A 25253-nucleotide genomic window follows, 5' to 3' on the forward strand; every position below is an offset into this window, starting at 1 on the left:
GATGAAATTCCGAATTTTGTCCCGAATTCGAATCGTTGCTTATGAGAAAGATTTTTACGGGATTGTTTTTCCTGCTTTTCCTCGGGGCCCGGGCTCAGGAGCCTGCCGCCGAGCCCTCCGTTGCGGAACTTTCGGCCGAGGTCGAGGCTCTGAAGGCCAAAACCTCGACATGGGACAGGATATTGGCCCGCCTGCCCGAGATTTCGGGATACGTGCAGACGGGTTACGAGTGGTCGGAGAGCTCTTCGACCTTTTTCATCAAGCGCGTCCGCCTGAACCTGACGGGCGCCATCGCTCCGAAACTCGACTACCGGGTGCAGATCGAGTTCGCGTCGCCGAAGATCGTCGATGCCTACGTGCGTTACCGGCCTTTCGACCAGCTGAATTTCCAGCTCGGTGAGTTCAAGCTCCCCTTTTCGGTCGAGAACACCGAGTATCCGCCTCTCAAATACGAGTTTATCGAGTACCCGCTTTCCCTGCGGCGGCTGATGGGCTTCGACGACATCTGCGGACTTTCGGCCACGGGGCGCGACATGGGCGCCATGCTCTGCGGGAGCTTCTTCAAACGCAAGGATTTCAGCATCCTGAGCTATAATTTCGGCGTCTTCAACGGTGAAGGGCTCAACATCAAGGACAAGAACAAATCGAAGGACATCGTGGCGCGGCTGACGCTGCGCCCCGTCGCGGGGTTGCAGATCGCCGGGTCCTATTATTGGGGCGAATACGGCGCCGACTACCTCAAGCGGGTCCGTTACGGTGCGGGCGCCTGCTACGACCGCGGCCCTCTGGTGGTGCGTGCCGAGTACATTTGCGGCACGACGGGGCTCTCCGGGGGCTCCGGCGAGCTGGACAGCGACGGTTGGTACGCCGTGGGCGGCTGGCGCGCGACACGGACGCTGATGCCCGTCGTGCGTTACGACACCTTCCGTGAAAATACTTCCGCAAGCGACTCCCGCCTGACCAACTATACGGCGGGTCTCCTGTGGCAGCCCGTGAAATTCCTCCGCTGCCAGCTCAACTACACTTACGAGGACTATGCGTCGCGCGCCGCGTCGAACCGCAACGTCGTGTCGCTGATGTTCACCGGGATATTTTAATTGAAATCGCTATGAAAAAACTCATCGAACAACTTCGCGTCGAGGACTGGGTGGTGGTCTGGGTCTCGATTCCGTTGCTGCTGCTTGCGGCGCTCGTCCCCGCCGACCTGCCGAGCGTCCCCTCGACCCTCGTGGGCGAGGTGGCCTGGTACAATATCCTTTACCTGTTCGCCATCGTGCTGGCAGTGCTCTATGTCGGCTGCCTGCTGTTGCGGCGCCCTCTCAAGGGGCTGTTGCCGTCGCTGGTCGTCGTCTTCGCCGTTTCGTTGCTGGCGCAGGTCGTGGCCAAGATTCCGGCCGTGTCCTACTACGGCTTCGAATCGGTCTTTTTCTCGGTGCTGTTCGGCCTCCTGATCCGCAACGTGTGGCGCGTTCCCGCGTGGATGAAGCCCGCCATTCAGGGCGAGTTCTTCATCAAGATCGGCGTGGTGTGCCTCGGCGCCACGATTCTTTTCAGCGACGTGATGAAGTCGGGCGTCTTCGGGCTCGTGCAGGCATGCCTCGTGGTGGCCGTCGTGTGGTTCTTCGCCTTCTGGCTCTCGCGCCGCATGAAGGTTGACGAACGTTCGGCGATGATCCTTTCGAGCGGCGTCTCGATCTGCGGCGTTTCGGCCTGCATCACGGCGGCGCGCGTGGCGGGCGGCGACGACAAGAAGCTCTCCTACATCGTTTCGCTGGTGTTGATCGTCGTAGTTCCGATGATCTACCTCATGCCGTGGCTGGCGAATCTGATCCTGCCGCACCTGTTCGCTCCCGAGGTGGCCGAGGAGGTCGCCGGGGCGTGGATCGGCGGTACGATCGACACCACGTCGGGCGTCGCCGCATCGAGCATGATCGTCGGCGAGGTCGCCAACCAGCATGCCGTGATCATCAAGGCGGCTCAGAACGTGCTGATCGGCGTCGTGGCGTTCTTCATCGCGCTCTACCTCTCGACCCGCGGCGAGAAGGGCGGTCAGGCCCCGTCGCTGGGCATCGTCTGGGAGAAGTTCCCCAAATTCATCATCGGTTTCGTCGCCGCGTCGCTCGTATTCAGCCTCTGCCAGTCGAACGGTCTTTTCGTTCCCGGCGCCAAGGGCAAGCTCCTCGAACCGGGCGTTGCGAAGATGTTCTCCTCGGTCTTCTTCTCGCTGGCGTTCGTCTGCATCGGCCTCGATACGCGTCTCAAAGACATCATTTCGAAGGAGAACCGCAACGTCCTCCGGGCGTTCCTCGCGGCGCAGACCTTCAACATCGTCGTGACGTTCGTGATCGCCTGCCTGCTCTTCGGACTGCTCAAACCGGCCCTTTAGCGCTTTAAGAAAGCGCGTTTAGAGGCGGTGGCGGGTGCTCTCGTTTCCGAAGCGGGTCTGCGCTGCCGGCCCTTTAAGAAAGGGCTTTTAGGGGCGATGGCGGACCGGGCCTTTTCCGATGCGGTTCTGCGCTATTTCCGTTATGATCATAAAAAAGGCTGACGTTTTCGTCAGCCTTTTTTCGTGTATTTCCGCTCCGGGCGGGCTCCCGGGCCTCCTTTCCGGAACGGTCGCTGTCCCGGGCGTCCCTTTCCGCCGAAGAAATAGGATTTCTGACGCCGCTTCTCCTCCTGCGAACGGGCTACGTAGACCTTTTCGTGCGTATAGGGATTCTCCCCCGTGTAGAACATCACCGACGAGAGGGTCATCGGTGTGGGCGTCAGGTCCTGCACTTGTTCGAGGTTGAAATGCAGTTTCCCCAACACCTTCTTCGACAGCGCCTTCATCTCCCGTTCGGTGCATCCCGGGTGCGAGGAGATGAAGTAGGGGATCAGCTGATAGGGCAACTTCTCCCGGTTGCAAATGCGGTGGAAATCCGCGTTGAGCTGTTCGAACAGCGCGAACGGCGGTTTGCGCATCAGCTTCAATACGTTCTCCTCGGTGTGTTCGGGCGCCACTTTGAGCCGGCCCGAGGTGTGGTATTTGAGCACCGTCTCCAGATAGGGCGACCGGTCGAACAGGTCGTAACGGATGCCGCTGCCGATAAAGGCTTTCTTGACGCCTTTGACGGCGCGGATTTTCTCATACAGGGCCAGCAGCGGCCGGTGGTCGTTGTCGAGGTTGGGGCACGGCTTCGGGTGGAGGCACGACGCGCGGCGGCACTTGCCGCACAGTTCGCGGTCGCGGCCGCCCATGCGGTACATGTTGGCCGAGGGGGCCCCGACATCGGAGAGATACCCCTTGAACCCCGGCATTTTCGTGATTTTCTCCACCTCGGCCAGTATCGAACGTTCGCTGCGCGAGTTGATGAACTTGCCCTGATGGGCCGAGATGGTGCAGAACGAGCAGCCTCCGAAACAGCCGCGGTGGATGTTCACCGAGTGTTTGATCATCTCCCACGCCGGGATGTCGCCCTTGCCCGCGTAGCGCGGATGCGGGGCCCGTTCGTAGGGGAGGTCGAACGAGTGGTCCAGCTCCTCGGTCGAGAGCGTCGCGTTGGCGGGGGTGACGACGACGCAGCGGCCACCGACGGCCTCCACAAGCGTCGCTTCGGGATTCATCAGGTTGCTCTGGGTCTCGATGACGGTGAAATTCTCTCCGAAGGCGGCCTTGTCGCGCACGCACTCCTCGTAGCTGTTGAGACGGATCGTCGTCGCGGGGTCCAGCCGCGAGACATAGCTTTCGTCGGAGAGGAAGGCCACTTGCCGGATTTTGCGCAGCAGTTTGGCGTTGTAGCCGTTGCGCATCGCCCGGGCCACCTCCTGCACGACCCGTTCGCCCATACCGTAGATCAGCAGGTCGGCGCCCGAATCGGCCAGGACGGAGGGTTTCAGCGCATCGCTCCAGTAGTCGTAGTGGGTCAGGCGGCGCAGCGAGGCTTCGATGCCTCCGACGACCACCGGGACGTGCGGATAGAGGCGTTTGAGTATTTGCGAGTAGACCGTCACGGCATGGTCGGGGCGGAATCCCGCTTTGCCGCCGGGGGTGTAGGCATCGTCGTGGCGCAGCCGCAGGTTGGCCGTATAGTGGTTGACCATCGAGTCCATCGCCCCGCCCGAAACTCCGAAGAAGAGCCGCGGAACGCCCAGTTTGGTGAAGTCGCGCAGGTCGTCGCGCCAGTTAGGTTGGGGAACGATCGCCACGCGATACCCTTCGGCTTCGAGCAGACGCCCCACGACGGCCGCGCCGAACGCCGGGTGGTCGATATAGGCATCGCCCGAGAAGAGGATCACATCGAGCTGGTCCCATCCGCGTTCGCGGACCTCCTTGATGGTCGTCGGCAGAAACATGGTTTCGCAATTGATTATTGTTCGGCGGTTTCCGCCGCCGAACAATAGGCGTCCCATTTCGCCAGCAGCGACTGGAAATCGGCCGGAAGCGGGCTTTCGAACAGCACGTTTTCGTGCGTCGCGGGGTGTTCGAAGCCCAGCAGACGGGCGTGCAGCGCATGGCGCGGCATCACGGCGAAACAGTTGTCGATGAACTGGCGGTATTTGGCGAATGTCGTGCCCTTGAGTATGCGGTCGCCGCCGTAGCGTTCGTCGTTGAAGAGCGGATGGCCGATCCACGCCATGTGGACACGGATCTGGTGCGTGCGCCCCGTCTCCAGACGGCATTCCACGAGGGTCACGTATCCGTAGCGTTTCAGCACCTTCCAGTGCGTCACGGCGTGTTTTCCGTCCGAGCCGTCGGCAAAGACATACATTTTCTGCCGCTCCCTGGGGCTGCGGCCGATATTGCCCGTGATGGTCCCCTCGTCCTCCTCGAAATTGCCCCACACGAGGGCCACATAGCGGCGTTGGATCGTGTGGTCGAAGAACTGCTTGGCCAGCCGCGCATGGGTCTGTTCGTCCTTGGCGATCACCAGCAGCCCCGAGGTGTTCTTGTCGATGCGGTGCACCAGCCCCGCGCGGTTCTGCTCCTCGGCCGGGATTCCCTGTTCGTTGAGGTGGTGCATCAGCGCGTTGACCAGCGTGCCGTCGTAGTTGCCCACGCCCGGATGGACGACCATCCCGGCGGGCTTGTCCACCAGCAGCAGCCATTCGTCCTCATAGGGAATGTCGAGCGGGATGTTCTCGGCCCGGAGCTCCACCTCGCGCCGCGGATAGGGCATCACGATCTGAATGCGGTCCAGCGGCTTGACCTTGTAGCTCGACTTCGCCGCCTTGCCGTTGACGAGGATGTTGCCGCTGTCGGCCGCTGCCTGAATGCGGTTGCGCGAGCAGTGTTCCATCCTCACGGTCAGAAACTTGTCCAGCCGCATGGGCGTCTGCCCCTTGTCGGCCGTGACCGCAAAGTGCTCGTAGAGGCCCGCCTCCTCTTCGTCCTCTCCGTCCGCCGGAATCACCTCCGGGTCCAGCTCTTCGATCGGTCGTTCGTCGGTCATCAGTCGAAAAATCCCTCGTTATCGTTGCCTGCGGGTTGTTCCTCGGCTGGTTCCGCAGCCTCTTCCAGCGCCGACTGCGCGAGCGAGTCGGCGAGTTGTTGTTCGGCCATCCGGCGCTCTTCGGCTGCGGCCTGCGCCTGCTTTTCGGCCTCGGCCCGGTGTTTGTCCACCTTGGCTCCGTCGAGCGTCAGCCGCAGGTCTACTTTCGAACCCAGCCCGGCGTTGCGTTCGGCGCCCGGAATCTGGACGTAAACCCGCGTGTCCTTCTGGTTGAGGAGATTGACCCCCTCGTCGAAATCCACGCGCCCGACATTGAGCCCCAGTTCCCAGAGACGGCCTTTGGCCTGCATCAGGGGCAGCCCCACCAGCCGCGGCACGACCGTCGTTCCATGGCCTCCCTCGACACCCACGTATAGCGTTACGCCGGAACCCATTTCGGCCTCCATGCGGGTCGTCGGGGTGACCTGTTTCTTGTCGCAGTACTCTTCCAGCACGTAGTTGGTGGCGATGTCGGGGCGGTAGACCAGTTCGGCGATCTCCAGTCCGGCGATCTCCAGCATGTTTTTGGCCTGCCGCAGCGAGCGTCCGGCCACATAGGGTACGGGGACCATCTTCTGACGGAAGGAGTTGATCGTGATGTAGACCGTGCGCCCGGGCTTCACCTCTACGCCTCCTTCGGGGAGTTGGTCGAGGATGATGCCGCCCTCGTAGGCGGGGACGAACAGCGAGTCGTTGATGTGCAGCCGCAGATCGTGCTTGCGGGCGATCCGTTGGGCGTCGTGCAGCGCGACGCCCGAGAAATCGGGCACGGTGCGCCGCGATCCGTGGCGGGTGCCGGCCTTCATCAGCAGGTGGGCTGCGACGGCCATTGCGAGGATCAGGGCGGCGATCAGCGTGAGGTTCCAGAGCAGCGGGTTCTGCCGGAGCCGGGAGAGGTAATCGGGACGTTTCTCCATGAGTCGGGGGTTATTTCGGCGCCTTCCGGTAGAGGTAGACGGCAATGAACAGATAGATGATGTTGGGCAGCCAGACGGCCAGTCCGGGCGGGAGGGTTCCGCTCTTGGCGAACTCTTCGAAGAAGCGGTTGAAGAGGATGTACGAGAAGCAGAGACCCGTTCCGATGCCGATGTGCAGTCCGGTTCCGCCGCGCACCTTGCGCGAGGAGAGCGAGACGCCGATCAGCGTCAGGATGAAGGTCGAGAGCGGATAGGCGTAGCGGGCGTGTCGTTCGACCTCGATGATGTTGATCGCGTCGGAGCCCTTGGCGCGCTGCTGGTCGAGGAAATCGTTGAGCTCCGTGATGTTCATGGTCTGGATCAGGTCGTTGATCTCGCCCAGTTCCGCGACATCGAGGTTGATGAGCGTGTCGAGGTTGCGGAACTGTTCGAAGGTCTCCATGCCCAGCGAGTCGAATTCGCGTTTGGTATAGCGCGGTGCGGTCCAGCGTTTGGTCTCGGGGTTGAATTTCACGTCGGAGGCTTCGAGCGAATGGGTCATCGTGCCGCTGTAATAGCGTTCCAGGGCGAAGAACGACGCCTGGCGGGCTCCGTCGTTGTAGCCGCGGATGTAGGCGAATATTCCGGGTTCGATCTGGCGGTAGATGTGGCGGTTGAACTTGGTGTTCTGCTTGCGCTTGATGTACTGTTGTTCGAAACTGACGATGTGGCGCTGCGAGATGGGAATCAGCCAGAGATTGAGCGTCAGCGACAGCGAGGCGATGATGAACGCCCCGAGGAAATAGGGCCACATCAGCCTTCGGAACGACATGCCGCCCGAGAGCATGGCCACGATCTCGGTCTGATAGGCCATCTTCGAGGTGAAGAAGATGCAGGCGATGAAGGTGAACAGGCCGCTGAACTGGTTGATGAAGTAGGGGATGAAGTTGAGGTAGTACTCCAGAATGACCGATTTCAGGGGCGCGTGCAGCTCCGTGAAGTCGTCGATCTTCTCCACATAGTCGAAGACCACCACGATGACGATGATCATGGCGATCGAGAAGAAGTAGGTCGTGAGGAACTTCCCCAGTATGTAACGGTCCAAGATCTTGAACCCCGGAAAACGCATTTTCATCGGTCAGAGCCTTTTTTGCAGTTTGGCGACCATCCCTTCCTTCCACGCCGCGAAATCCCCGGCGAGGATGTGTTCGCGGGCCGCCCCGACCAGCCGCAGGTAGAAGGCGATGTTGTGCAGCGAGGCGATCTGCGCCGCGAGCATCTCGCCGCAGACCGTCAGGTGGTGGAGATAGGCTTTCGAGTAGAGCGTGTCTACGAACGCCGTTCCCGCGGGGTCTATCGGCGAGAAGTCGTCCTCCCACTTCTTGTTGCGGATGTTGATGACCCCTTCGGCCGTGAACAGCTGTCCGTTGCGGCCGTTGCGCGTCGGCATCACGCAGTCGAACATATCGACGCCGCGGGCGATTCCTTCGAGGATGTTCACCGGCGTGCCGACTCCCATCAGATAGCGGGGGCGGTCCTCCGGCAGGATGGCATCGACCACTTCGATCATCTCGTACATCACCTCGGTCGGTTCTCCGACGGCCAGTCCGCCGATGGCATAGCCGTCCGCGTCGTATCGCTTCACGTTCTCGGCGGCTCGGGCCCGCAGGTCGGGATAGGTGCATCCCTGTACGATGGGGAACAGCGCCTGATAGTGTCCGTATTTCGGCGCGGTGCGGTGGTATTGGTTGAAGCATCTGTCGAGCCACCGCTCCGTGAGGTCCAGCGACTTGGCGGCGTATTCGCGTGGGGCGTCGCCCGGGGGGCATTCGTCGAAGGCCATCATGATGTCGGCGCCGATCGTCCGCTCGGTGTCGATCACGCTCTCGGGCGTGAAGAGGTGCTTCGAGCCGTCGATATGCGAACGGAAATGGCATCCCTCCTCTTTCAGCTTGCGGCACGCCGCGAGCGAGAAGACCTGAAATCCGCCGCTGTCGGTGAGCATCGGGCCCTCCCAGGTCGAGAAGCGGTGTACGCCGCCGGCCTTCTCGATGATCTCCATGCCGGGACGCAGGTAGAGGTGGTAGGTGTTGGCCAGAATGATCTGGGCCCGCGCCTCGTCGCGCACGTCGCGGTGGAAGATGCCTTTGACCGTGGCCGCCGTGCCTACGGGCATGAAGATCGGGGTGCGGATCGTGCCGTGGTCGGTCTCGAGTTCGCCCGCACGGGCGCGGGACGACGGGTCTTTATGTTGCAGGGTAAATTTCATACTCAACTATTCGGCAAAAATACACAAAATATTTCTATCTTTGCGCATATTTCGCCAATATGCAGTTCTTCGATGATTTTCTGGCATGCTACGGCTGGGAAGGGGCGGCCCTCGCGGGGTCGATGCTCCTTCTGTTGTGCGTGCAGTTCCATTACTATATTTTCGCCTACGGCCGCATTCCCGGTTACAAGAACAGCCGGCGGGCTGCGGAGCTGGATTCCGAGCCGCCCGTGTCGGTGGTCGTGCCGCTCTTTTCCGAGGACTATTCGTTCGTCGAGGAGCGCCTGCCGCTGATCCTGGCCCAGAACTACCCCGATTTCGAGGTGGTGATCGTCTACGTGGGCCACGACGCGGATTTTTACGAGGACCTCGCGCGGCTCAAACAGTCGTTTCCGCAGATCGCCACGACGAAGATCCAGCTCGACCCGCGTTTCCCGATTTCGCGCAAGATGGCGCTCAACGTGGGCATCAAGTCGGCGCATTACGAGTGCATGGTCTTCACCTCGACCGACGCCGTGCCGCAGACCGACCGCTGGCTGTCGTTGATGGCCAAGGGTTTCATGCGCGGGGAGATCGTCGTGGGGTATTGCGGCGTGGAGCGCAGGAAGGGATTTGCGAACTACATGATGCGCACCTGGCGGATGATGCACTCCGCCAACTGGATCGCCCGGGCCGTGCGGCGCCGCGCCTACCGGGGTACGCTGCACAACTACGGCTTCACCAAACGCATCTACTTCGGCGCCAACGGATTCAGCCATCTCAACATGAACATCGGCGAAGACGACCTGTTCATGCAGCAGGTTATGACCCGCGACAACGTGAGCGTCATCCTCTCGCCGCGCGCCACGCTGCGCGAAAAGACATGGGGCGGCATGGGTTGGTGGATGAGCCAGTTGCGTTATTACGGTTCGGCCTTCCGCTTTTACCCGCAGGCGGTGCGCACCTACGTCGGCTGGGAGCTCTGGTCGCGGGTGCTCTTCTTCGCCACGGCGGCCTGCGCCCTGGCGGTGATGCCCCTGGAATATAAGATCGCGGCGCTGGCGTTGGTGATCGTCCGTTACGTCGTCGTGGCTCTCGAAGTGCGGCGCGTCGCCCGGCGGCTGGGCGAGTCCGGAATCATGGGCCGCTATTTCATCTACGACCTGTTGAGCCCGCTGTGGGCCGCGGCGCTGTGGGTCATGCTGCTCCGCCGTGACGACCGCGTATGGAGATAGCCGACTATATCGTAGCCGAGGACCGGGAGTTGGTCGATCGGGTGCTCGAAGGGGACAATACCGCTTTCGAGTACCTCTTCAACCGTTACCGCGACGCGATCCACCGTCTGTTCGTGCAGCGGTTGGGCGGTGCGAACGACGCCGACGATCTGTTGCAGGAGACCTTTATCAAGGTCTATATCAACATTCACCGTTACAGCGCCGATTACACCTTCGGACAGTGGGTCTACACCATCGCCCGCAACACCTTCATCGACTTCGTGCGGCGGCGTCAGGACGACCTGTCGATCGACGACCGCTTCTATGCCCCTGCGTCGAGCGCCCCGACCCCCGAGGAGAGCGTCATCAACCTCCAGCAGCGGTCGCAGATCGAGCAGTACCTCGACCGGCTGGCGCCCCGTTACAGGCAGCTGATCCTGATGCGCTTCTTCGAGGAGTACTCCTACGAGGAGATCGCCGCGAAGCTGGCCCTGCCGCTGGGGACGGTCAAAACCCAGATACACCGCGCCCGGGAGCAGATGTGCCGGCTGATCGCCGCGGGCGAAAACAAATGATCCGATGGAGACGATTCTCAAATATTTTCCGGACCTTACCGATGTGCAGCGCGAGCGGTTCGCGGCTCTGTACGGCCTTTACGCCGACTGGAACGCGAAGATCAACGTCGTTTCGCGCAAGGATTTCGACCAGCTCTACCTGCGCCACGTGCTGCACTCGCTGGCCATCGCCAAGGTCTGTACGTTCGGCGACGGCGCACGCATCCTCGACGTGGGGTGCGGCGGGGGATTCCCTTCGGTGCCGCTGGCGATTCTCTTTCCCGGGGTGCGTTTCACCGCTGCGGACTCCATCCGCAAGAAGATAACCGTGGTCGAGGGCGTCGCGTCGAGCCTCGGGTTGGAGAACCTCACGCCCCGCTGCGTGCGGGTCGAGACCTTGAAAGAGCGTTTCGACTACGTCGTTTCGCGGGCCGTGACGGCCATGCCGGAGTTCGTGAAATGGGTCTGGCCCCTGATCGAACGCGGGGAGCGGGGTTCGCTGCCGAACGGCATCCTCTACCTCAAAGGCGGGGACCTGGCCGAGGAGCTCGCCTTGACGGGCAAACGGTGGTATATCTACGACATTCCGCGCTTCTTCGAAGAGGATTTTTTCGAGACCAAAAAGGTGGTCTATACTCCCAAGAAATAGGACGCCCTGCGGCTTCCTATTTTTTTTGTGCCTGCCGGGCGACGATCGTGCGGAGATTGTCCATGAAGGTCTCGGCATCTGCGGCGCCCGTGATGCGGCCCAGCAGTTCGCCTTCGGTGTCGAACACGAGGTAGAGCGGGATCGAGCCGCTGCCGTATTTCTTCATCAGTTCGCGGCCCGTGGGCTTGTCTGTGCTGTATTTGGCGGCCACGAACCGCTGGTCCATGAATTCGCCCACGTCCTTGCGCGAGAACACCTCCCGTTCCATCATCCGGCACGGGGGACACCAGTCGGCATAGAGGTCTATGAAAACCAGTTTGCCTTGCCGGACGGCCATTTCGCGCACGGCGTCGGTCGATTTGGTTTCGAATTTCACCTGGGCCTGCACGGCGCCCGCACAGAGCGAGAGCATCAACAGAAAAATCAGTTTTTTCATACTGTCGTTTTTTCGCATATCGCTGCAAATTTTGCTCCGCAGGCAATTTTTAATTCTTAATTTTTCATTTTTAATCGTTATTGAGCGCCTTTGGCGCTCAATAACCCGCATGCGGCCTGAATGTCCTCGCCCCGCGAGGCCCGGATCGTGGTCTGAATGCCCCGGGCCGTCAGCGCATCGCGGAAACGGATCATCGCCGCATCGTCCGGCGAGAAGTAGGGCGAATCGGGAATCTTGTGAAACCGGATCAGGTTGATGCGGCATTTGATGCCGTTCAGCAGCCGCGTCAGCTCCCGGATGTGGCGCGGCGAGTCGTTCAGCCCGCTCATCACGATGTATTCGAACGACACCCGCCGCTGGTGGGTGAAGTCGTATTCGCGCAGGATGGCGGCGACTTCGGCGACGGGCCACGCCCGTTCGACGGGCATGATCTCCGCACGCTCCTCGTGGAAGGGGTTGTGGAGGCTCACCGCGAGATGAACCTTCGTGGCGTCGAGGAACCGCCGCAACTCGGGCACGACGCCCGCCGTGGAGAGGGTGATGCGCGTCGGCGACCAGCCGAAACCCCATTCTGCGGTGAGGATTTCGAGGGCCCGCAGCACTTCGCCGGTGTTGTCGAGCGGCTCTCCCATGCCCATGAAAACGATGTTGGTGAGTTTGTCGCGTTCGGGCAGCGAGACGATCTGGTTGAGGATCTCTGCCGCCGTGAGCGACCGTTGGAGCCCCTGCCGCCCCGTGGCGCAGAATTTACACCCCATGCGGCACCCGGCCTGCGACGAGACGCAGAGCGTGGCCCGTTCTCCGTCGGGGATGTAGGCCGATTCGACGGCGTGGCCGCCCGGGATGCAGAACAGGTATTTTTTCGTTCCGTCGGCCGACTCCGTGACCCGCTCCGGGGCGTTGAACGCCGGGGCAAACCGTTCGGCGAGCCGCTGGCGGTGCACCGCGGCGATGTCGGTCATCAGCAGCGGGTCTTCCGTGTGGCGGACGTAGAGCCAGCGGGCGATCTGCCGCGCGGCGAAACGCGGCATGCCCATCCCGCCGCACAGGGCGGCGAGTTCTTCGGGCGTTTTGCCGTACAATGTTTCGCGGTCAGCCATTTTTTTGTCGTTTTCGAAGCGCTTTTACCCCACAAAAGTAGGCAAAAAACGAAGATTTTTGCACCCGGCCGTGCATTTTTGAATTTTTATCCATATATTTGTGGTGCATAGCGTGTCCATGCGCGCTTATACCCGAACAATTAAAAATTTTTATAATAGATGGAAATCAAGAAATCACCCAAAGCGGACCTTCAAAACAAGCGGGGTCTTCTGCTCGAAATCGGTCTTATCGTCGCGCTCTGCCTTGTGATCGCGGCGTTCGCCTATACGCCGAAGGAGCACCGAATTGAAAAAGTTGATTTGCAGACGGCTATCGTCGAGGAGGAGATCACCGAGATCACCCGCCAGGACCAGAAGCCGCCCGAGGCTCCCCGGAAGGTGGAGCTGAAGGTGATCACCGACCTGTTGCAGGTCGTGACCAACGACACGAAGATCACCACCGAGGTCGATTTCGCCGAGTTCGACGAGAATACCGAGGTGATCCAGCAGGTTGAGGTGGCCGAGGAGGTTGTCGAGGACGACCAGCCGTTCCTGATCGCCGAGACCATGCCTTCGTTCCAGGGCGGTGACCTCAATACGTTCCGCAACTGGGTGCAGCAGAACGTGAAGTTCCCGCAGATCGCCCTCGAAAACGGCATCCAGGGCCGCGTGGTTCTGTCGTTCGTGATCGAGAAGGACGGCCGTCTGACCAACATCCAGGTGTTGCAGACTCCCGACCGTTCGCTCTCCGAGGAGGCTATCCGCGTGCTGAGCAAGTCTCCGAAGTGGAGCCCCGGCAAGCAGCGCAACCAGGTGGTGCGTGTCAAGTACACCCTCCCGGTAGACTTCCGCGTACAGAACTGATCCCATTCTGCCGGTCGATTTCCGCATGGCAGCATTGAGACGTATGGCTCAACTTTTTGAGGGTATCCTGCTTTCGGGCGGATACCCTTATTCGTAGCATCGTGTTTGCAACATGAACGTTTGATGGCAAAGACAATTTTGGAAGAGAACAAGAACAATCCCGCGGCTGACGCTTCCCTTTCGACCGACGGCCGCGAGCGCGCCGTGCTGGTCTCCGTCATCCGGGACAATCAGGACCCGCGGCAGGCCGAGGAGTTCCTCGACGAACTGGAATTTCTGGCCGAGACGGCCGACATCCGCTCGGTGAAGCGCTTCACCCAGCGCCTGCCACAGCCCTCGTCGCGCATCTATGTCGGGCCGGGCAAATTGGAGGAGATCGCCGGATATTGCAAGGAGAACGGGATCGACGTGGTGATCTTCGACGACGAGTTGTCCCCTTCGCAGACGCGCAACATCGAGAAGGAGATGCCCTGCCGCCTGCTGGACCGCACGCGCCTGATCCTCGACATCTTCATGTCCCGGGCCCAGACGGCCTATGCCAAGACGCAGGTGCAGCTGGCCAATTACGAATACCTGCTGCCCCGGTTGTCGGGTATGTGGACCCACCTCGAACGCCAGCGGGGCGGCACGGGAACCCGCGGCGGCGCCGGCGAGCGCGAGATCGAGACCGACCGGCGCATCATCCGCAACCGTATCGCCAAACTGAAAGAGGACTTGAAAAAGATCGACCGCCAGATGGCCGTGCAGCGTTCGAACCGCGGTGCGATGGTCCGCGTGGCGCTGGTGGGTTATACCAACGTGGGGAAATCGACGCTGATGAACCTCATCTCCAAGAGCGAGGTCTTCGCCGAGAACAAGCTCTTCGCCACGCTGGACACCACGGTCCGCAAGGTGGTGTTCGACAATTTACCTTTCCTGCTCTCTGATACCGTAGGGTTTATTAGAAAACTTCCCACCGAGTTGATCGAGTCGTTCAAATCGACGTTGGACGAGGTCCGCGAAGCCGATCTGCTGGTGCACGTGGTGGACATCTCGCACCCGCAGTTCGAGGAGCAGATCGACGTGGTGAAACAGACCTTGCAGGAGATCGGCGCGGGCGACAAGCCCGTCTACCTGGTCTTCAACAAGGTCGATGCCTATACGTATGTCGAAAAGGACGAGGACGACCTGACGCCTCCGACGCGCGAGAACCGTTCGCTGGACGAGTTGAAGCAGAGTTGGATCGCACGGGCCAACACGCCCTGCATCTTCCTTTCGGCGCGGACGAAGGCCAACCTCGAAAAATTCCGTTCGGACCTCTACGGCATGGTGCGCGAGATCCATGCCGGGCGTTATCCGTTCAACAATTTCCTCTATTGACAACCAAATCTACACCCGATTTATGACGTTGCATATCCTTTCCGAGCAGAACACGGTTCTCAACAAATTCATCGCTCAGATCCGTGACAAGCGGATTCAGAAGGACTCGATGCGTTTCCGCCGCAACATGGAGCGCATCGGCGAGATCACGGCCTACGAGATTTCGAAGGCGCTCAACTACAAACCGTGTGTCGTCGAGACGCCGTTGGGCGAAGCCACCGTCGAGATGATCGACGACCAGCTCGTCGTGGCGACGATCCTCCGCGCGGGGCTTCCCTACCATCAGGGGTTCCTGAATTACTTCGACGACGCTCAGAACGCCTTCGTGTCGGCTTATCGCAAGAGTACCAAGGACGGCAAGTTCACCGTGAAGGTCGAGTACATCTCGTGCGGCAGTCTGGAGGGCAAGACGCTGTTGCTGGTCGATCCGATGCTGGCCACGGGGTCGTCGCTCGTGCTGACCTACAACGCCTTGTGCGAGAAGGGCGGCACTCCCGCCTATACCCACGTCGCGGCGGTCGTCGCCAGCGAGCAGGGTCTCGACTATGCGATGAAGAACATGCCGCGCAAAACCACGACCATCTGGACGGCGGTCGTTGACGAGGAGCTGACTTCTCGGTCCTACATCGTTCCCGGCATCGGTGACGCCGGAGACCTGGCCTACGGCGAAAAAATATAGTTTTTCGATTTTATAGAGTTGCTTTCGCATATCCCTCGCCGCGGGGCGAACATTCAAGTATAATAGGGTAATTCCAGACGAGGTTACGGTTTTTGGATCGTAACCTCGTCTGTTTTGCTGTGTCTTGCATAGAAATGTGCTGGCCATCGTGTAACGACTTGGTCATTCGGGTCGTTACATTGTTATTCCACTCTTCAGGTTTTGCAAGGGCCTTCCACTCTGAATGAGCATTCGACATCATGTTTTCGTCGGTCGAGTCGTGCACTTCAGGCCAATGGAAGAGCGGGGAGACCTGTATGTGTCGCTTATCGCGCTAAAATGATTAAGGATATGCAATAGAGCGTCGCTAATTATATTATACGCCTTGGTTAAGATCAACTCGTTCGTCGTCTGCGTGGAGTACGAGGATGTAATCGCGGCGTTGACGGTAGTGCTGGAGATCGTGGTGGGTACGGAACCGTCTCCAACCTCAAGGTTGCAGGTTTATATAAGGTAAGCCGATCGGATTTTTAACGTATTCGTCTCGTCATTGTGAATGCGGTGGGTGTGTGGACCGTCCGTTGTCTGATAGACGGGCGTTGCGAACCGTAGAAACAAATAAATATTATATAAAATAATATAAAAAGGCGATTAATGTCTTTTTTCTCAAAAAATATTGTTATATTGCGTCATTAAATAATACTTAATAAATCTTGACAGTATACCGAATTCATTATTAACCTAACTATTAATCTAAAACTTAAAGTATGCTTGAAGCTTTCTCAATGAACAGAAACAGAAGCAGAGCCGGCCTCATGGCGCGCATGCTGCTTTCCGTACTGGGAATTTTCCTGTGTGCAGGTGCTTTAGCGCAGAATGTAGCCCTGAAGGGTGTGGTAAAGGACAATACGGGTGAAAAATTGACGGGCGTGTCGATTATTGTCGAGAATACCTCGACAGGTACGACGACCAACAGCGACGGCGAATATTCGATCGAAGCTCCGAAGGGATCAACGCTCGTGTTTTTCTTCCTCGGTTTTGAATCCCAGCGTGTCGAGGTGGGCAGCAGGACCGTCGTGGATGTCGTTATGACGCAGGCCGCGGTGGGTATGGATGAAGTGGTCGTGGTGGGTTACGGTACGCAGTCGCGCCGTACGATCACTTCGGCTGTGACCAAAATCGACGGTAATCTGGTGAAAGGTACACCGGTCAATACACTCGGCGAGGCGCTGAAAGGCAAGATCGCCGGTGCGCGTGTTTACAGTAGCAACAATACGCCGGGCGCCGACCCCGTGATCCGCATCCGCGGCGGCTCGTCGATCGACGGCAATAACGACCCGCTGATTTTGGTGGATGGCGTGGAACGTGCTTTTTCGGGAATCAACCCCAACGATATCGAGTCGATGGAGGTGCTCAAGGATGCTGCCTCGACGGCCGTTTACGGTTCGCGTGGTTCGAACGGCGTAGTGCTGATTACGACTAAGTCGGGCAAGCGCAATACGGGTCCCCGCGTGACATTCGACGCCAATGTCGGTTTCCAGCAGGCAGAACGTCGTTTCGACTTGCTCGGCGCCGAGGATTATATCCGTATCGTGCGTACCTCGATTGCTGAAGGCACGAGTCCCATGAACAACTTTACTTCCGGATTCTCGGCAAGTTCGATCAACGATGCCAATTCAGTCTACTCGACCCGCTGGCTCGAAGAGGGCGAAGCTCTGCCGGCGGGCTACAAGAAGATGCGTGACCCGCTGGACAATACCAAGTGGTTGATTTTCCAGGATAACGACTGGCAGGACGTACTCTTCCGCGACAATTGGTGGCAGAATTACTACGTGGGTATCGACGGCGGTACGGAGAAGACCTCTTATGCGGCCAGCGTGGGCTATACCAAGGACGATGGCGTGGCACTGGGCACGGGTTACGACCGTCTCAACGCACGTATCAGCTTGAATTCCAATGTTACGAAACGTCTTCGGGTGCGTGCTACGGTCGATTATTCGGATGCCCGGAGCGAAGAGTTCGATAACCAGATGAATGCTATCTCGCGCGCCCTCTCGGCTGCGCCGACCATGAAGCGTTACATGGCGGACGGTGTGACACCGGCGTACGGTTACAACGCTACGTCGCTGAATCCCGAATATTATGCCTATATCTATGACTTCGACAACCGCAATAAGCGGCTTTCGATCGTCGGCGGATTGGATTGGGAGATCATCGACGGACTGAAAGCTACGGTGGACGCTTCGACCTACAACCATGTGACTCGCAAGAGTTCGTTCCGTAAACGCGGCTATTTCTCGAATTTGACTCCGACTACGGAGAGCTTCAACGAGTTGACGCGCACTAAACTGGACGCTTATGTGAATTATTCCCGCACCTTCGCCGGGAAGCATAGTTTTTCGGCCATGGCCGGTTATTCCTATTCGCGTGATAAAACCAATGCATTCGCTGCTTCCGCTGAGGGCGGAGGGTCGGATTTGACGCCTACGCTGACGGCGCAGCCCGACCGTACATCGAGTACGAGCAGCTTTTCCGAAATCGTGATGCTCAGCTATTTCGGTCGTATCAATTACGACTATAAGAAAAAATATATGCTTACCGCGACGTTCCGCGCCGACGGATCGTCAAAGTTCCTCAAAGGCAATCAGTGGGGGTATTTTCCGGCCATGTCCGCCGGCTGGATGATCTCGGAAGAGAACTTCATGGAGTCTACCCGCCGGGTTGTGGACGACCTGAAACTTCGCGTGAGCTACGGTCAGACCGGTAACAACTACATTTCGGTCAATGACGCGCGCGGCAAGTACAACGTGAACTTCTACAACGGTAATCCGGGACTCCACCCCGCCGTGATGCCGAATCAGGATTTGCAGTGGGAGGTGACTACGCAGCTGGATGCCGGTTTCGACTTGTCGATGTTCGGCAGCCGTTTGATGGTGACAGCCGACTATTTTAATCGTCTGACCGACAATCTGATCTATTCGAAAGATATGCCCAATACGACCGGTTTTTCGAGCGTGAAGACGAATATCGGCAAGGTGCGCTTCTATGGTTTCGACCTTGAGATCAGCAGCCGCAATATCGTGAAGAAGAATTTTTCGTGGGAGTCGAAATTCACGTGGAGCTACGTGAAGAACAAGGTGGTGAAGCTGCCTGACAACGGCCTGCCGCAGAATCGTGTGGATGGTATTCGCGTGGGTAACACCAACGAGTATTTCGGCGGTATCGCTGAGGGCGAGCCGCTCTATCAGGTGGTGGCCTTCAAGATGAAGCATATCATCCGTACGCCTGAACAACTTGCCGCGGCGCTCTACGACAGCTATTCGAAAGGTTACAATCCTGATGATGGCACGACCGTGAAGGGCCGTAAGAATATGGGCGACTACGAATGGGTTAACCGTCCCGGTACGACCAAGGCCGTGGTGAACGGTGAGGAGGTGGAGCAGATTAATTCCGAGGACAAGTTTGTGATTGGTTACAGTGTGCCTCACTCGACGGGCGGTCTCAGCAATACGTTCCGTTACAAGGGCCTTTCACTAAACGTTTACCTCGACTGGGCTATCGGGCACACCATCCGCCATGCACAGATGGCCCGTCAGTTCATCAATACCTTTACGGGGAATACGGCCTTGAACGCCGGCGTGCTCGACACGTGGTCGCCTCAGAATCCGGATGCCAAGTACGCTCGCTTCTATTCGGGCGGTGAGAGTGTTTCGGCCAATTTCAAGAACGACTCCGATGTCTTTGCGTTCAAGGGCGACTACCTCTGTGTCCGAGAGCTGAGTCTTGCGTGGGACCTGCCCAAGAAGTTCGTTTCGAAGTTGGGCATGCAGGGCGCTTCCATCACTTTGGCAGGAAACAACCTGCACTATTTTACCGCAGTCCCGGGCGTATCGCCTGAGGTGGGTACGATGAGTACGAACGCCGCAGGCTATAACAACTATCCTCCGATCCGTCGTATTTCGCTCGGAATCAAGGTGATTTTCTAAATATTGCAGAAATTAAGTTAAATATACGATTATGAAAAAGATATTCGGAATATTGTGCCTGATTACCCTCTCGCTGGCCGGAGTCTCCTGTCACGGCGATCTGGACATCGCGCAGAAGGGGCAGGTTACGGGCGGCGATGCGTGGGGCAGCCAGTCCAATGCGTTGGCCAACATGTACGGCATGATGAGTACTTTCCGCGCGGCATTCGCCACGGACTATATGTATTGGGGTGAGTACCGCACACAGATCTGGGGCAAGGGAAACGAAACGCAGCCTTCGCGTGATTTCGTATATACCAACAACATCGCTTCGACGCATGCCCAGGCGGACTGGACGAGTCTCTATACGACGATCAATCATGCTAACCTGATTCTCAAATACGTGCCGGGAATCGGCTTTACGGACGAGGGGCAGAAGAATCAGATCTTGGGTGCCGCCCATTTCGTTCGCGCTTTCTGCTACTATTGGATCGGCCGTGTCTGGGGCGACGCTCCGGTGCTGACGGCCGGTTTCGAGTCGGACGGGCAGGAGGGGCTGTTCCCTTCGCGCGATCCTGCGGACGATGTATTCCGGCAGGTCGGTGACGACATCGTGGCGGCAGTGGATTACCTTAAGAATGCTTCGGTATCGAGTGCTGACATTCCGACGCTCGCTGCTGCGTATACCATGCAGACGGACTATTACTTGTGGATGGCGAAGGTGCGCAAGGACGCTACGGCACTCGCCGATGCCCGGACGGCATGCGACAATGCATTGGCTGCTGCTGCGGCTTCCGGCAAGCAGCTTCTCGGTAAATTCGCCGACATATTCTCGGTGACCAACAAGCTCAATTCCGAAGTGCTCTTCGCTTGGAGCATGAAAAAGGACGAAAAAGAGGGTGGTTTCCAGTCCGACTGGCTCTGCGCCATTCAGTATGTTTCGGAGAAATACGTCGAGAATCCCGTGAAGGTGGGCAGCCATCAGCAGTGGGCGATGTTCACCGAGGCTTTTCGAGAGGTGATCGACGAGACGACCGTGAACGGCGTCAGCGTGGAGGATTCCCGTGCGCGCGTGAGCTACGATTTTTTCCTCGACGTGGAGAAGAACAACACGACGCATCGCTGGATCAACAAATATGCCGGTACGTGGACCGAGGGAGCGCGGATTTTCGATTCGGACATCATCGTTTACCGTTATGCGGATTTGCTGATGTTCGATGCCGAGATCAAGAACGACCAGAACCAGAAGGATGCTGCGGTCGATGCGATCAACCAAGTAGCGCAGCGCGCTTACGGCCGCACCAATTTCTATCCTAAGACACTTTCGAAAGAGGAGGTCGATGCCGTGCTTCTGCGTGAACGCGAGAAGGAGTTTTGCGCCGAAGGCAAACTTTGGTGGGATTTTATTCGTCTCGGTGTGGTCTTCAACGAGGTGCCGAGTCTTGTCGGCCGGGAGAACGAGAAGAACATTCTGCTGTGGCCGATCAGCAATACGGCGATGAACAAGAACCCGAACCTGATTCAGACCGAGATAGGTACGATCGAGTAAATGTCTGTAAATAGTTCGGAACGGAGTCGGCACAACCGGCTCCGTTTTTTTGTGTTTTGGGGTTTCAGGGCATTGGGATGTCGAAAGTATTCGGGATCTCAGGGAGAGTCGGAGCGGCGATACAGACGAATGTTTGTCGGCGTCGGAAGACGGGGATTTGTGAAGTTTGTCGGGTGATTGCGGGTACTCTGGGTGGGGAATTGTCGGAAATTGTCGAAGGGACGGATTGTCTGGTGCATTGGGGCGGGTTGTTCGGGAGAGGGGCGCGGAGCAGGTTAGAGAAGGCTTGCTTGGCGGTGTCTTTGGGGTGGCAGGTTATCGGCTGTCCGGGAATCGGTGAAGCCAAGCGGGCTGGCTCTTGTCGGAGAAGTCGAGGTCGGAGAGCGGGTGTATGAAAGGCGGGAAAGGGGTGGTAATATAAAGAAGAACGGGGATTTCATACGAAATCCCCGTTCTCTCGGCTGATGCTGATTATCTAAAGAACCTCTTTGATTACGAAGTTGTCAACCATAAAGCGGGCAGGTTTATCGGGTTCGTTGGGCGTGCCGATTACGATCTGCGTATTGGCATCGGCTCCGTAAACCGTGACTGAAAGGTTGTTCCATCGGTCTACCGGCCAGCCGCCTTCGAGGCCGCTGGGGTTGTCGAGAAGCACTTCGCTCACGGCTTCGCCCTCTTTGAAGGAGCCTGCGCCGGACAGCGTGATCTTTAGTTTCAGGGCATTTTTGCTGTCAGGAATGCTCCATGCGCCGCCGCTCACGGTGTGCAGCGGATTGGCGTCGAAAGTAAAGAGAATCGTCGAGTTGGCTGCCAAACCGGCGATTTTCGGTGTGCCGAGGGCGCCGCTGCGTTTGGTCGTGCCGAACTTGATGATGCCCGTGCGGAAGAATATAAAGCGGGCAGTGCCGGTAGGCTGGAATGTTCCGGGTGTCAGGTAGCCTTTCGAATCGCGGATGGCGATGTGCTCCTGATTGGTGAGGTTGGTCCATTGTTGCTCGCGCTGTGCGGCGGAGTTTGCGGCGGGCGGATCGACGCTCGCATACCACGGCATGATCTCGGCCAGCTGCCCGTCGATCATCTGTTCACCCCAATCGGCCCTGACCCAGCTGAAGTCATCCCAAAAAAGCACTGGCAGTACGTCGATTTCGCCCGTGTTGGGCATGTCGCGCTTGATCACGAAGTCGGCCGTCGTGGCAGTCATCTCCGGCAGGGAGTCGTCGAACCGGCAAGTGATGCGGTAAAGACCTGAGAGCAGTTCGCCCGTCCATTTGCCGTCGGTATTGGTGGTATAGGTGCCTATGTGAGTCGCAGCGCCGGCGGCTACGGAGTAGAGTTTGAACTCCTTTTGTGCCCAGACGCTGCCCGTTTTGGCGTTCCGGACCGTGACGACGGATTGATGTGGGTAGATATCGGGATTCGGGTCCTTGAGGTGCATCGTCGATTTGAGCAGGTGGTTGGCGATCTCGAACTTATGGGTGACATCCTTCTTTCCGCCTGGTTCGAAAGCCGCTTCGGCGACGTAATAACCCGAACGTACGTTCATTGAAATCACGCCGTTGGCGTCGGTGGCGTAATCCGTCGAAGAGTGTACGACGTCGCCCGCCTTGTTGGTGCGTTTGATCGTGACGGATTCATCGGCGCGTGGCTGGCCGGTGGTGTCGTCCACGACCGTCAGGATGTACTCGAAGAGCGTGGGATTTTCGGGTTCGCTTTCGTCGATGGGCGGTTTCGAATCCTCGCATCCCGCGAGCAGCGTTGTCCCGAAGAGGAACAGGACCGGCATGAAGAGTTTCAAGATGGTTTTCATAATGTGTTTAAGGTTATAGTTGATGATCGTTTCAGGTTCTACGTGATTTTGAGCCTATTTTTCTTTTGATAGATTTATTATTAGAGCGCTGCGACGATCTCTGCAAATTCGAAGCTGCGGAAATAGATGCCTTTGCTGTTGTTGTGTCCGTGTTCGAACAGCACGCCTACCTTCTTGTTTGCCAATACGGTGAGGTCGGAATAGGCGGAGTAGAAGTCGTTTTCCGGAACGTATTTGAAAGTGCGTGACCAAGAACGGCCGTCGTTGCTGCTGAACTTGATGCTGCCATTGCGGCGGCTCGATTCGTGATTGGGATTTGAGAAAAGCAGATTGGCCTTGCCTGCCGAATTGATCGAATAGCGCAGGATACTGCCCTGACAACCGTTGTTGTTGGGTTCGATCAGCGTGGTTACCTGCGACGGTTCGTAGGTGAGTCCTCCATCGCGGCTGACGGCCTGCCAGCGGTAACCCAGCGAATTAGGTTCGTAATTGCGCATGTTGGTCATCAGACTGCCGTCGCCCAGTTCGACAACAGTGCTTTCGTTGCCGTAGGGGTGGTCGGTGACGGCTCCCAAATGCCATGTCTCGCCCTGATCGTCGGAATAGATCAGGTGGGCGTGGCGTTCGCTTTTGGGGTTGGTGCCGGGTTTGTTGTGGTTGCAAGGGACGACGATGCGGCCTTTGTTCGGCGCGAGCGTCTTGACAATGGCGTGGCAGGGTCCCGTCGCATACCATGTGTAGCCTGCGATGGAGATCTGGTCGTGAATATCCTCAGGGATGCTCCATGTTTTGCCGTCGTCGTCCGAATAGGTTTTCATCACCCGGCGCGGATGACCGCTGCTGCCCGAACCGTTGGCACTGCCGGGCGTACGTTCATTCCAGCAGAACAGCAGCAGGATGCGGCCGTTGTCGAGTACGACGGGAGCGGGGTTTTGGCAGCGATTCTCGCCGTCGTCGTAGACCTTGATCGGGGAGCTCCATGTTTTGCCGTTATCCTTGGAGCGTTTTACCAGCAGGTCGATGTTGCCGTCGTCTGCCGTGCCGTCCACGCGGCCTTCGGTGAAAGCCAGCACGGTGCCGGCTTTCGATACGACAATGGCCGGAATGCGGAACGCTGCATAACTGTTCTCGCCCGGTGCGTATACCTGCGAGGTGGCGTTGGCTTCGGGCTGAGGTTCGCCGCCAGTACCTTCGTTGTTGCCTGGATTGCTTGGCTCGTCACCGCTGCTGCTGCATGCCGCAGCAAGAAACAGCACGGCAAATATCCAATATCCGAGTCGTTTTTTTATTTTTTTCATGGTTGTCGTTTTTATGGCTTGAGTCGGAAAACCGTCCTATTTGAACAGCTTCGCGGGAAGGATGGTGAACTCGATGCGCTCGTAGCAGGAGTCCACGCCGGTTTCGTACATTATGCCCAGATCGCCGTTCGGAAACACGACCATGTCGGAGTAGGCGGCTGCGATGTCGCTGAGCTGGTAGGCCGTCTGCCAGTTTTTGCCGCTGTCCCGGCTGATCTTTACGGTCATGTTCTTGCGCTTGGTCGGGTGGTTGGGATTTGAGAAGAGCAGCGTTTCGGTCAGTTTACCCTTGGGGGCGTAGTTGATGATACTGCCATTGCAGACGGGTTCGGTCAGTGCGCGGTCGTAATATTGGGGTTCGAGCGTAAGCCCCTGATCATGGCTGAGGGCTACCAGACGGCAGGAACCGTTGTCCGCACGGTTCTTGTGGCGGGGCCCCCGCATGTTGAGCATCAGGTCGCCGTTTTTGAGTTCCGTGACGGTGCTTTCGTTTCCGTCGCGCTCTCCTTCTCCGCCGATGGCCCACGTCTGGCCGTGGTCGTCGGAGTAGATCAGGTGCGAATAGGAGCCCGAACTTTTGCTGTCTTTGAAGAGTCCGTGGTTGCAGGAGACTACGATGCGGCCCTTGTGCTTGCCCTTTTGAAGCTGGATGGCGTGACAGGGGCCTGTGGCGTACCACGTCCAGTCTTTGCGTTTGACGGATGGGGTGATCTCGCGGGGAGAGGACCAAGTCAGTCCGTCGTTGTCGGAGTAAAGCACGAAAACGCGGCGGGTGTCCTTGGCCGTGCGGGCGTGGATGTCTTTTTCGTGGTCCGTACCGTCATTCCATGTGGAGAGCAGCAGGATGCGGCCCGTTTCACGGTCTACGATCGGTGCGGGGTTGCCGCAGACGTTGCCCGCATCATCCCATACGGTGATGATGTCGCTCCATGTGCGGCCGCCGTCGGTCGAGCGGCGCAGTACGAGGTCGATGTCGCCCGTGTCGCTACGGCTGTGCTTGCGGGCTTCGGCGAAGGCCAGCACGGTTCCCTTCTTGGTCCGGATCGTCGCCGGAATGCGGTAGGTGTCGAAGCCATTGTCGCCCTTCTTGTAGATCGTCGTCGTGTGGACGGGTTTCGCATTTTGCGGAGTTGTTTGCTGTCCTGAGGCGTATGGGGCGGCAAGGAGCAGCATGGCTGTGATGATGTTGGTCAGTTTCATGGTATT

General features: G+C 58.4%; 21 protein-coding genes. 11 read left to right on the forward strand and 10 right to left on the reverse strand.

The annotated features are described in order from the left end of the window. Window positions 1-41: 41 nt before the first annotated feature. Complete coding sequence (locus tag NQ519_RS07440; RefSeq protein ID WP_019151795.1) at window positions 42-1097, forward strand: porin; 1056 nt, start codon at window positions 42-44, stop codon at window positions 1095-1097. Window positions 1098-1108: 11 nt separating this feature from the next. Beyond that, window positions 1109-2386, forward strand: a complete 1278-nt coding sequence (locus tag NQ519_RS07445) for a YeiH family protein (protein ID WP_019151794.1) — start codon at window positions 1109-1111, stop codon at window positions 2384-2386. Window positions 2387-2556: 170 nt separating this feature from the next. On the opposite strand, the gene NQ519_RS07450 is transcribed toward NQ519_RS07445, so the two are convergent. From NQ519_RS07450 to tgt, 5 genes are read right to left on the reverse strand one after another with little or no spacing between them, the layout of a single operon-like run. Further along, window positions 2557-4335: a YgiQ family radical SAM protein gene (locus NQ519_RS07450; RefSeq protein ID WP_019151793.1), complete on the reverse strand. Its 1779-nt coding sequence runs from the start codon at window positions 4333-4335 to the stop codon at window positions 2557-2559. A gap of 14 nt (window positions 4336-4349) precedes the next feature. Continuing rightward, a complete protein-coding gene (locus NQ519_RS07455) occupies window positions 4350-5432 on the reverse strand; it encodes an RluA family pseudouridine synthase (protein WP_019151792.1) in 1083 nt (360 codons plus the stop codon). Further along, the gene (locus NQ519_RS07460) at window positions 5432-6388 is read right to left on the reverse strand and encodes a PASTA domain-containing protein (RefSeq protein WP_019151791.1); all 957 of its coding nucleotides are present in this window, start codon (window positions 6386-6388) and stop codon (window positions 5432-5434) included. Before NQ519_RS07460 ends, NQ519_RS07455 begins: the two co-directional genes overlap by 1 nt. Window positions 6389-6398: 10 nt before the next feature. Then, window positions 6399-7502, reverse strand: coding sequence for an LptF/LptG family permease (locus NQ519_RS07465; protein WP_019151790.1), 1104 nt, complete (start codon window positions 7500-7502; stop codon window positions 6399-6401). Between the two features lie 3 nt (window positions 7503-7505). Then, the gene (tgt, locus tag NQ519_RS07470; protein ID WP_019151789.1) at window positions 7506-8636 is read right to left on the reverse strand and encodes a tRNA guanosine(34) transglycosylase Tgt; all 1131 of its coding nucleotides are present in this window, start codon (window positions 8634-8636) and stop codon (window positions 7506-7508) included. 59 nt (window positions 8637-8695) lie between these two features. On the opposite strand from tgt, the gene NQ519_RS07475 reads away from it, so the two are divergent. The 3 genes from NQ519_RS07475 to rsmG are packed head-to-tail and all read left to right on the forward strand — an operon-like array spanning window position 8696 to window position 11032. Next, window positions 8696-9850 carry a glycosyltransferase family 2 protein gene (locus NQ519_RS07475; protein ID WP_019151788.1) on the forward strand — a complete coding sequence of 385 codons (1155 nt, stop codon included), beginning with the start codon at window positions 8696-8698 and terminating at the stop codon, window positions 9848-9850. Beyond that, complete coding sequence (locus NQ519_RS07480) at window positions 9841-10404, forward strand: RNA polymerase sigma factor (RefSeq protein WP_019151787.1); 564 nt, start codon at window positions 9841-9843, stop codon at window positions 10402-10404. The genes NQ519_RS07475 and NQ519_RS07480 overlap by 10 nt, the downstream gene beginning before the upstream one ends. A gap of 4 nt (window positions 10405-10408) precedes the next feature. Then, window positions 10409-11032, forward strand: a complete 624-nt coding sequence (rsmG, locus tag NQ519_RS07485; RefSeq protein ID WP_019151786.1) for a 16S rRNA (guanine(527)-N(7))-methyltransferase RsmG — start codon at window positions 10409-10411, stop codon at window positions 11030-11032. Window positions 11033-11048: 16 nt separating this feature from the next. On the opposite strand, the gene NQ519_RS07490 is transcribed toward rsmG, so the two are convergent. Further along, window positions 11049-11468, reverse strand: a complete 420-nt coding sequence (locus NQ519_RS07490) for a thioredoxin fold domain-containing protein (protein WP_019151785.1) — start codon at window positions 11466-11468, stop codon at window positions 11049-11051. Between the two features lie 77 nt (window positions 11469-11545). After that, entirely contained in the window at window positions 11546-12568 is a 1023-nt protein-coding gene (gene rlmN / locus NQ519_RS07495) for a 23S rRNA (adenine(2503)-C(2))-methyltransferase RlmN (protein WP_019151784.1), read from the reverse strand. 159 nt (window positions 12569-12727) lie between these two features. On the opposite strand from rlmN, the gene NQ519_RS07500 reads away from it, so the two are divergent. The 6 genes from NQ519_RS07500 to NQ519_RS07525 all read left to right on the forward strand — a co-directional run bounded on the left by NQ519_RS07500 (window position 12728) and on the right by NQ519_RS07525 (window position 20942). Further along, the gene (locus tag NQ519_RS07500) at window positions 12728-13411 is read left to right on the forward strand and encodes an energy transducer TonB (protein ID WP_019151783.1); all 684 of its coding nucleotides are present in this window, start codon (window positions 12728-12730) and stop codon (window positions 13409-13411) included. A gap of 138 nt (window positions 13412-13549) precedes the next feature. After that, a complete protein-coding gene (gene hflX, locus NQ519_RS07505) occupies window positions 13550-14770 on the forward strand; it encodes a GTPase HflX (RefSeq protein ID WP_019151782.1) in 1221 nt (406 codons plus the stop codon). 22 nt (window positions 14771-14792) lie between these two features. After that, a complete protein-coding gene (gene upp / locus NQ519_RS07510) occupies window positions 14793-15449 on the forward strand; it encodes a uracil phosphoribosyltransferase (protein ID WP_019151781.1) in 657 nt (218 codons plus the stop codon). 364 nt (window positions 15450-15813) lie between these two features. Further along, window positions 15814-15945, forward strand: coding sequence for a hypothetical protein (locus NQ519_RS07515; RefSeq protein WP_019151780.1), 132 nt, complete (start codon window positions 15814-15816; stop codon window positions 15943-15945). Window positions 15946-16252: 307 nt separating this feature from the next. Then, window positions 16253-19414 carry a SusC/RagA family TonB-linked outer membrane protein gene (locus NQ519_RS07520; RefSeq protein WP_147513270.1) on the forward strand — a complete coding sequence of 1054 codons (3162 nt, stop codon included), beginning with the start codon at window positions 16253-16255 and terminating at the stop codon, window positions 19412-19414. A gap of 31 nt (window positions 19415-19445) precedes the next feature. Next, window positions 19446-20942 carry a RagB/SusD family nutrient uptake outer membrane protein gene (locus NQ519_RS07525; RefSeq protein ID WP_019151778.1) on the forward strand — a complete coding sequence of 499 codons (1497 nt, stop codon included), beginning with the start codon at window positions 19446-19448 and terminating at the stop codon, window positions 20940-20942. Window positions 20943-21417: 475 nt separating this feature from the next. On the opposite strand, the gene NQ519_RS07530 is transcribed toward NQ519_RS07525, so the two are convergent. The 3 genes from NQ519_RS07530 to NQ519_RS07540 all read right to left on the reverse strand — a co-directional run bounded on the left by NQ519_RS07530 (window position 21418) and on the right by NQ519_RS07540 (window position 25247). Beyond that, window positions 21418-22749: a hypothetical protein gene (locus NQ519_RS07530; RefSeq protein ID WP_019151777.1), complete on the reverse strand. Its 1332-nt coding sequence runs from the start codon at window positions 22747-22749 to the stop codon at window positions 21418-21420. 80 nt (window positions 22750-22829) lie between these two features. After that, window positions 22830-24047, reverse strand: coding sequence for a sialidase family protein (locus NQ519_RS07535; protein WP_227900984.1), 1218 nt, complete (start codon window positions 24045-24047; stop codon window positions 22830-22832). Window positions 24048-24083: 36 nt separating this feature from the next. Then, on the reverse strand, window positions 24084-25247 hold the full coding sequence (locus tag NQ519_RS07540; RefSeq protein ID WP_019151775.1) for a sialidase family protein: 1164 nt from the start codon (window positions 25245-25247) through the stop codon (window positions 24084-24086). Between the last annotated feature and the right edge of the window lie 6 nt (window positions 25248-25253).

It is taken from the genome of Alistipes senegalensis JC50 (genome assembly GCF_025145645.1).
In the GTDB taxonomy this organism is placed as follows: domain Bacteria; phylum Bacteroidota; class Bacteroidia; order Bacteroidales; family Rikenellaceae; genus Alistipes; species Alistipes senegalensis.

What these genes read in the sequence shown, in the direction of transcription:
- NQ519_RS07440 (WP_019151795.1), top strand. Translation starts at nt 42, where the DNA reads ATGAGAAAGATTTTTACGGGATTGTTTTTCCTGCTTTTCCTCGGGGCC.
- NQ519_RS07445 (WP_019151794.1), top strand. Translation starts at nt 1,109, where the DNA reads ATGAAAAAACTCATCGAACAACTTCGCGTCGAGGACTGGGTGGTGGTC.
- NQ519_RS07450 (WP_019151793.1), bottom strand. Translation starts at nt 4,335, where the DNA reads ATGTTTCTGCCGACGACCATCAAGGAGGTCCGCGAACGCGGATGGGAC.
- NQ519_RS07455 (WP_019151792.1), bottom strand. Translation starts at nt 5,432, where the DNA reads ATGACCGACGAACGACCGATCGAAGAGCTGGACCCGGAGGTGATTCCG.
- NQ519_RS07460 (WP_019151791.1), bottom strand. Translation starts at nt 6,388, where the DNA reads ATGGAGAAACGTCCCGATTACCTCTCCCGGCTCCGGCAGAACCCGCTG.
- NQ519_RS07465 (WP_019151790.1), bottom strand. Translation starts at nt 7,502, where the DNA reads ATGAAAATGCGTTTTCCGGGGTTCAAGATCTTGGACCGTTACATACTG.
- tgt (WP_019151789.1), bottom strand. Translation starts at nt 8,636, where the DNA reads ATGAAATTTACCCTGCAACATAAAGACCCGTCGTCCCGCGCCCGTGCG.
- NQ519_RS07475 (WP_019151788.1), top strand. Translation starts at nt 8,696, where the DNA reads ATGCAGTTCTTCGATGATTTTCTGGCATGCTACGGCTGGGAAGGGGCG.
- NQ519_RS07480 (WP_019151787.1), top strand. Translation starts at nt 9,841, where the DNA reads ATGGAGATAGCCGACTATATCGTAGCCGAGGACCGGGAGTTGGTCGAT.
- rsmG (WP_019151786.1), top strand. Translation starts at nt 10,409, where the DNA reads ATGGAGACGATTCTCAAATATTTTCCGGACCTTACCGATGTGCAGCGC.
- NQ519_RS07490 (WP_019151785.1), bottom strand. Translation starts at nt 11,468, where the DNA reads ATGAAAAAACTGATTTTTCTGTTGATGCTCTCGCTCTGTGCGGGCGCC.
- rlmN (WP_019151784.1), bottom strand. Translation starts at nt 12,568, where the DNA reads ATGGCTGACCGCGAAACATTGTACGGCAAAACGCCCGAAGAACTCGCC.
- NQ519_RS07500 (WP_019151783.1), top strand. Translation starts at nt 12,728, where the DNA reads ATGGAAATCAAGAAATCACCCAAAGCGGACCTTCAAAACAAGCGGGGT.
- upp (WP_019151781.1), top strand. Translation starts at nt 14,793, where the DNA reads ATGACGTTGCATATCCTTTCCGAGCAGAACACGGTTCTCAACAAATTC.
- NQ519_RS07520 (WP_147513270.1), top strand. Translation starts at nt 16,253, where the DNA reads ATGCTGCTTTCCGTACTGGGAATTTTCCTGTGTGCAGGTGCTTTAGCG.
- NQ519_RS07525 (WP_019151778.1), top strand. Translation starts at nt 19,446, where the DNA reads ATGAAAAAGATATTCGGAATATTGTGCCTGATTACCCTCTCGCTGGCC.
- NQ519_RS07530 (WP_019151777.1), bottom strand. Translation starts at nt 22,749, where the DNA reads ATGAAAACCATCTTGAAACTCTTCATGCCGGTCCTGTTCCTCTTCGGG.
- NQ519_RS07535 (WP_227900984.1), bottom strand. Translation starts at nt 24,047, where the DNA reads ATGAAAAAAATAAAAAAACGACTCGGATATTGGATATTTGCCGTGCTG.
- NQ519_RS07540 (WP_019151775.1), bottom strand. Translation starts at nt 25,247, where the DNA reads ATGAAACTGACCAACATCATCACAGCCATGCTGCTCCTTGCCGCCCCA.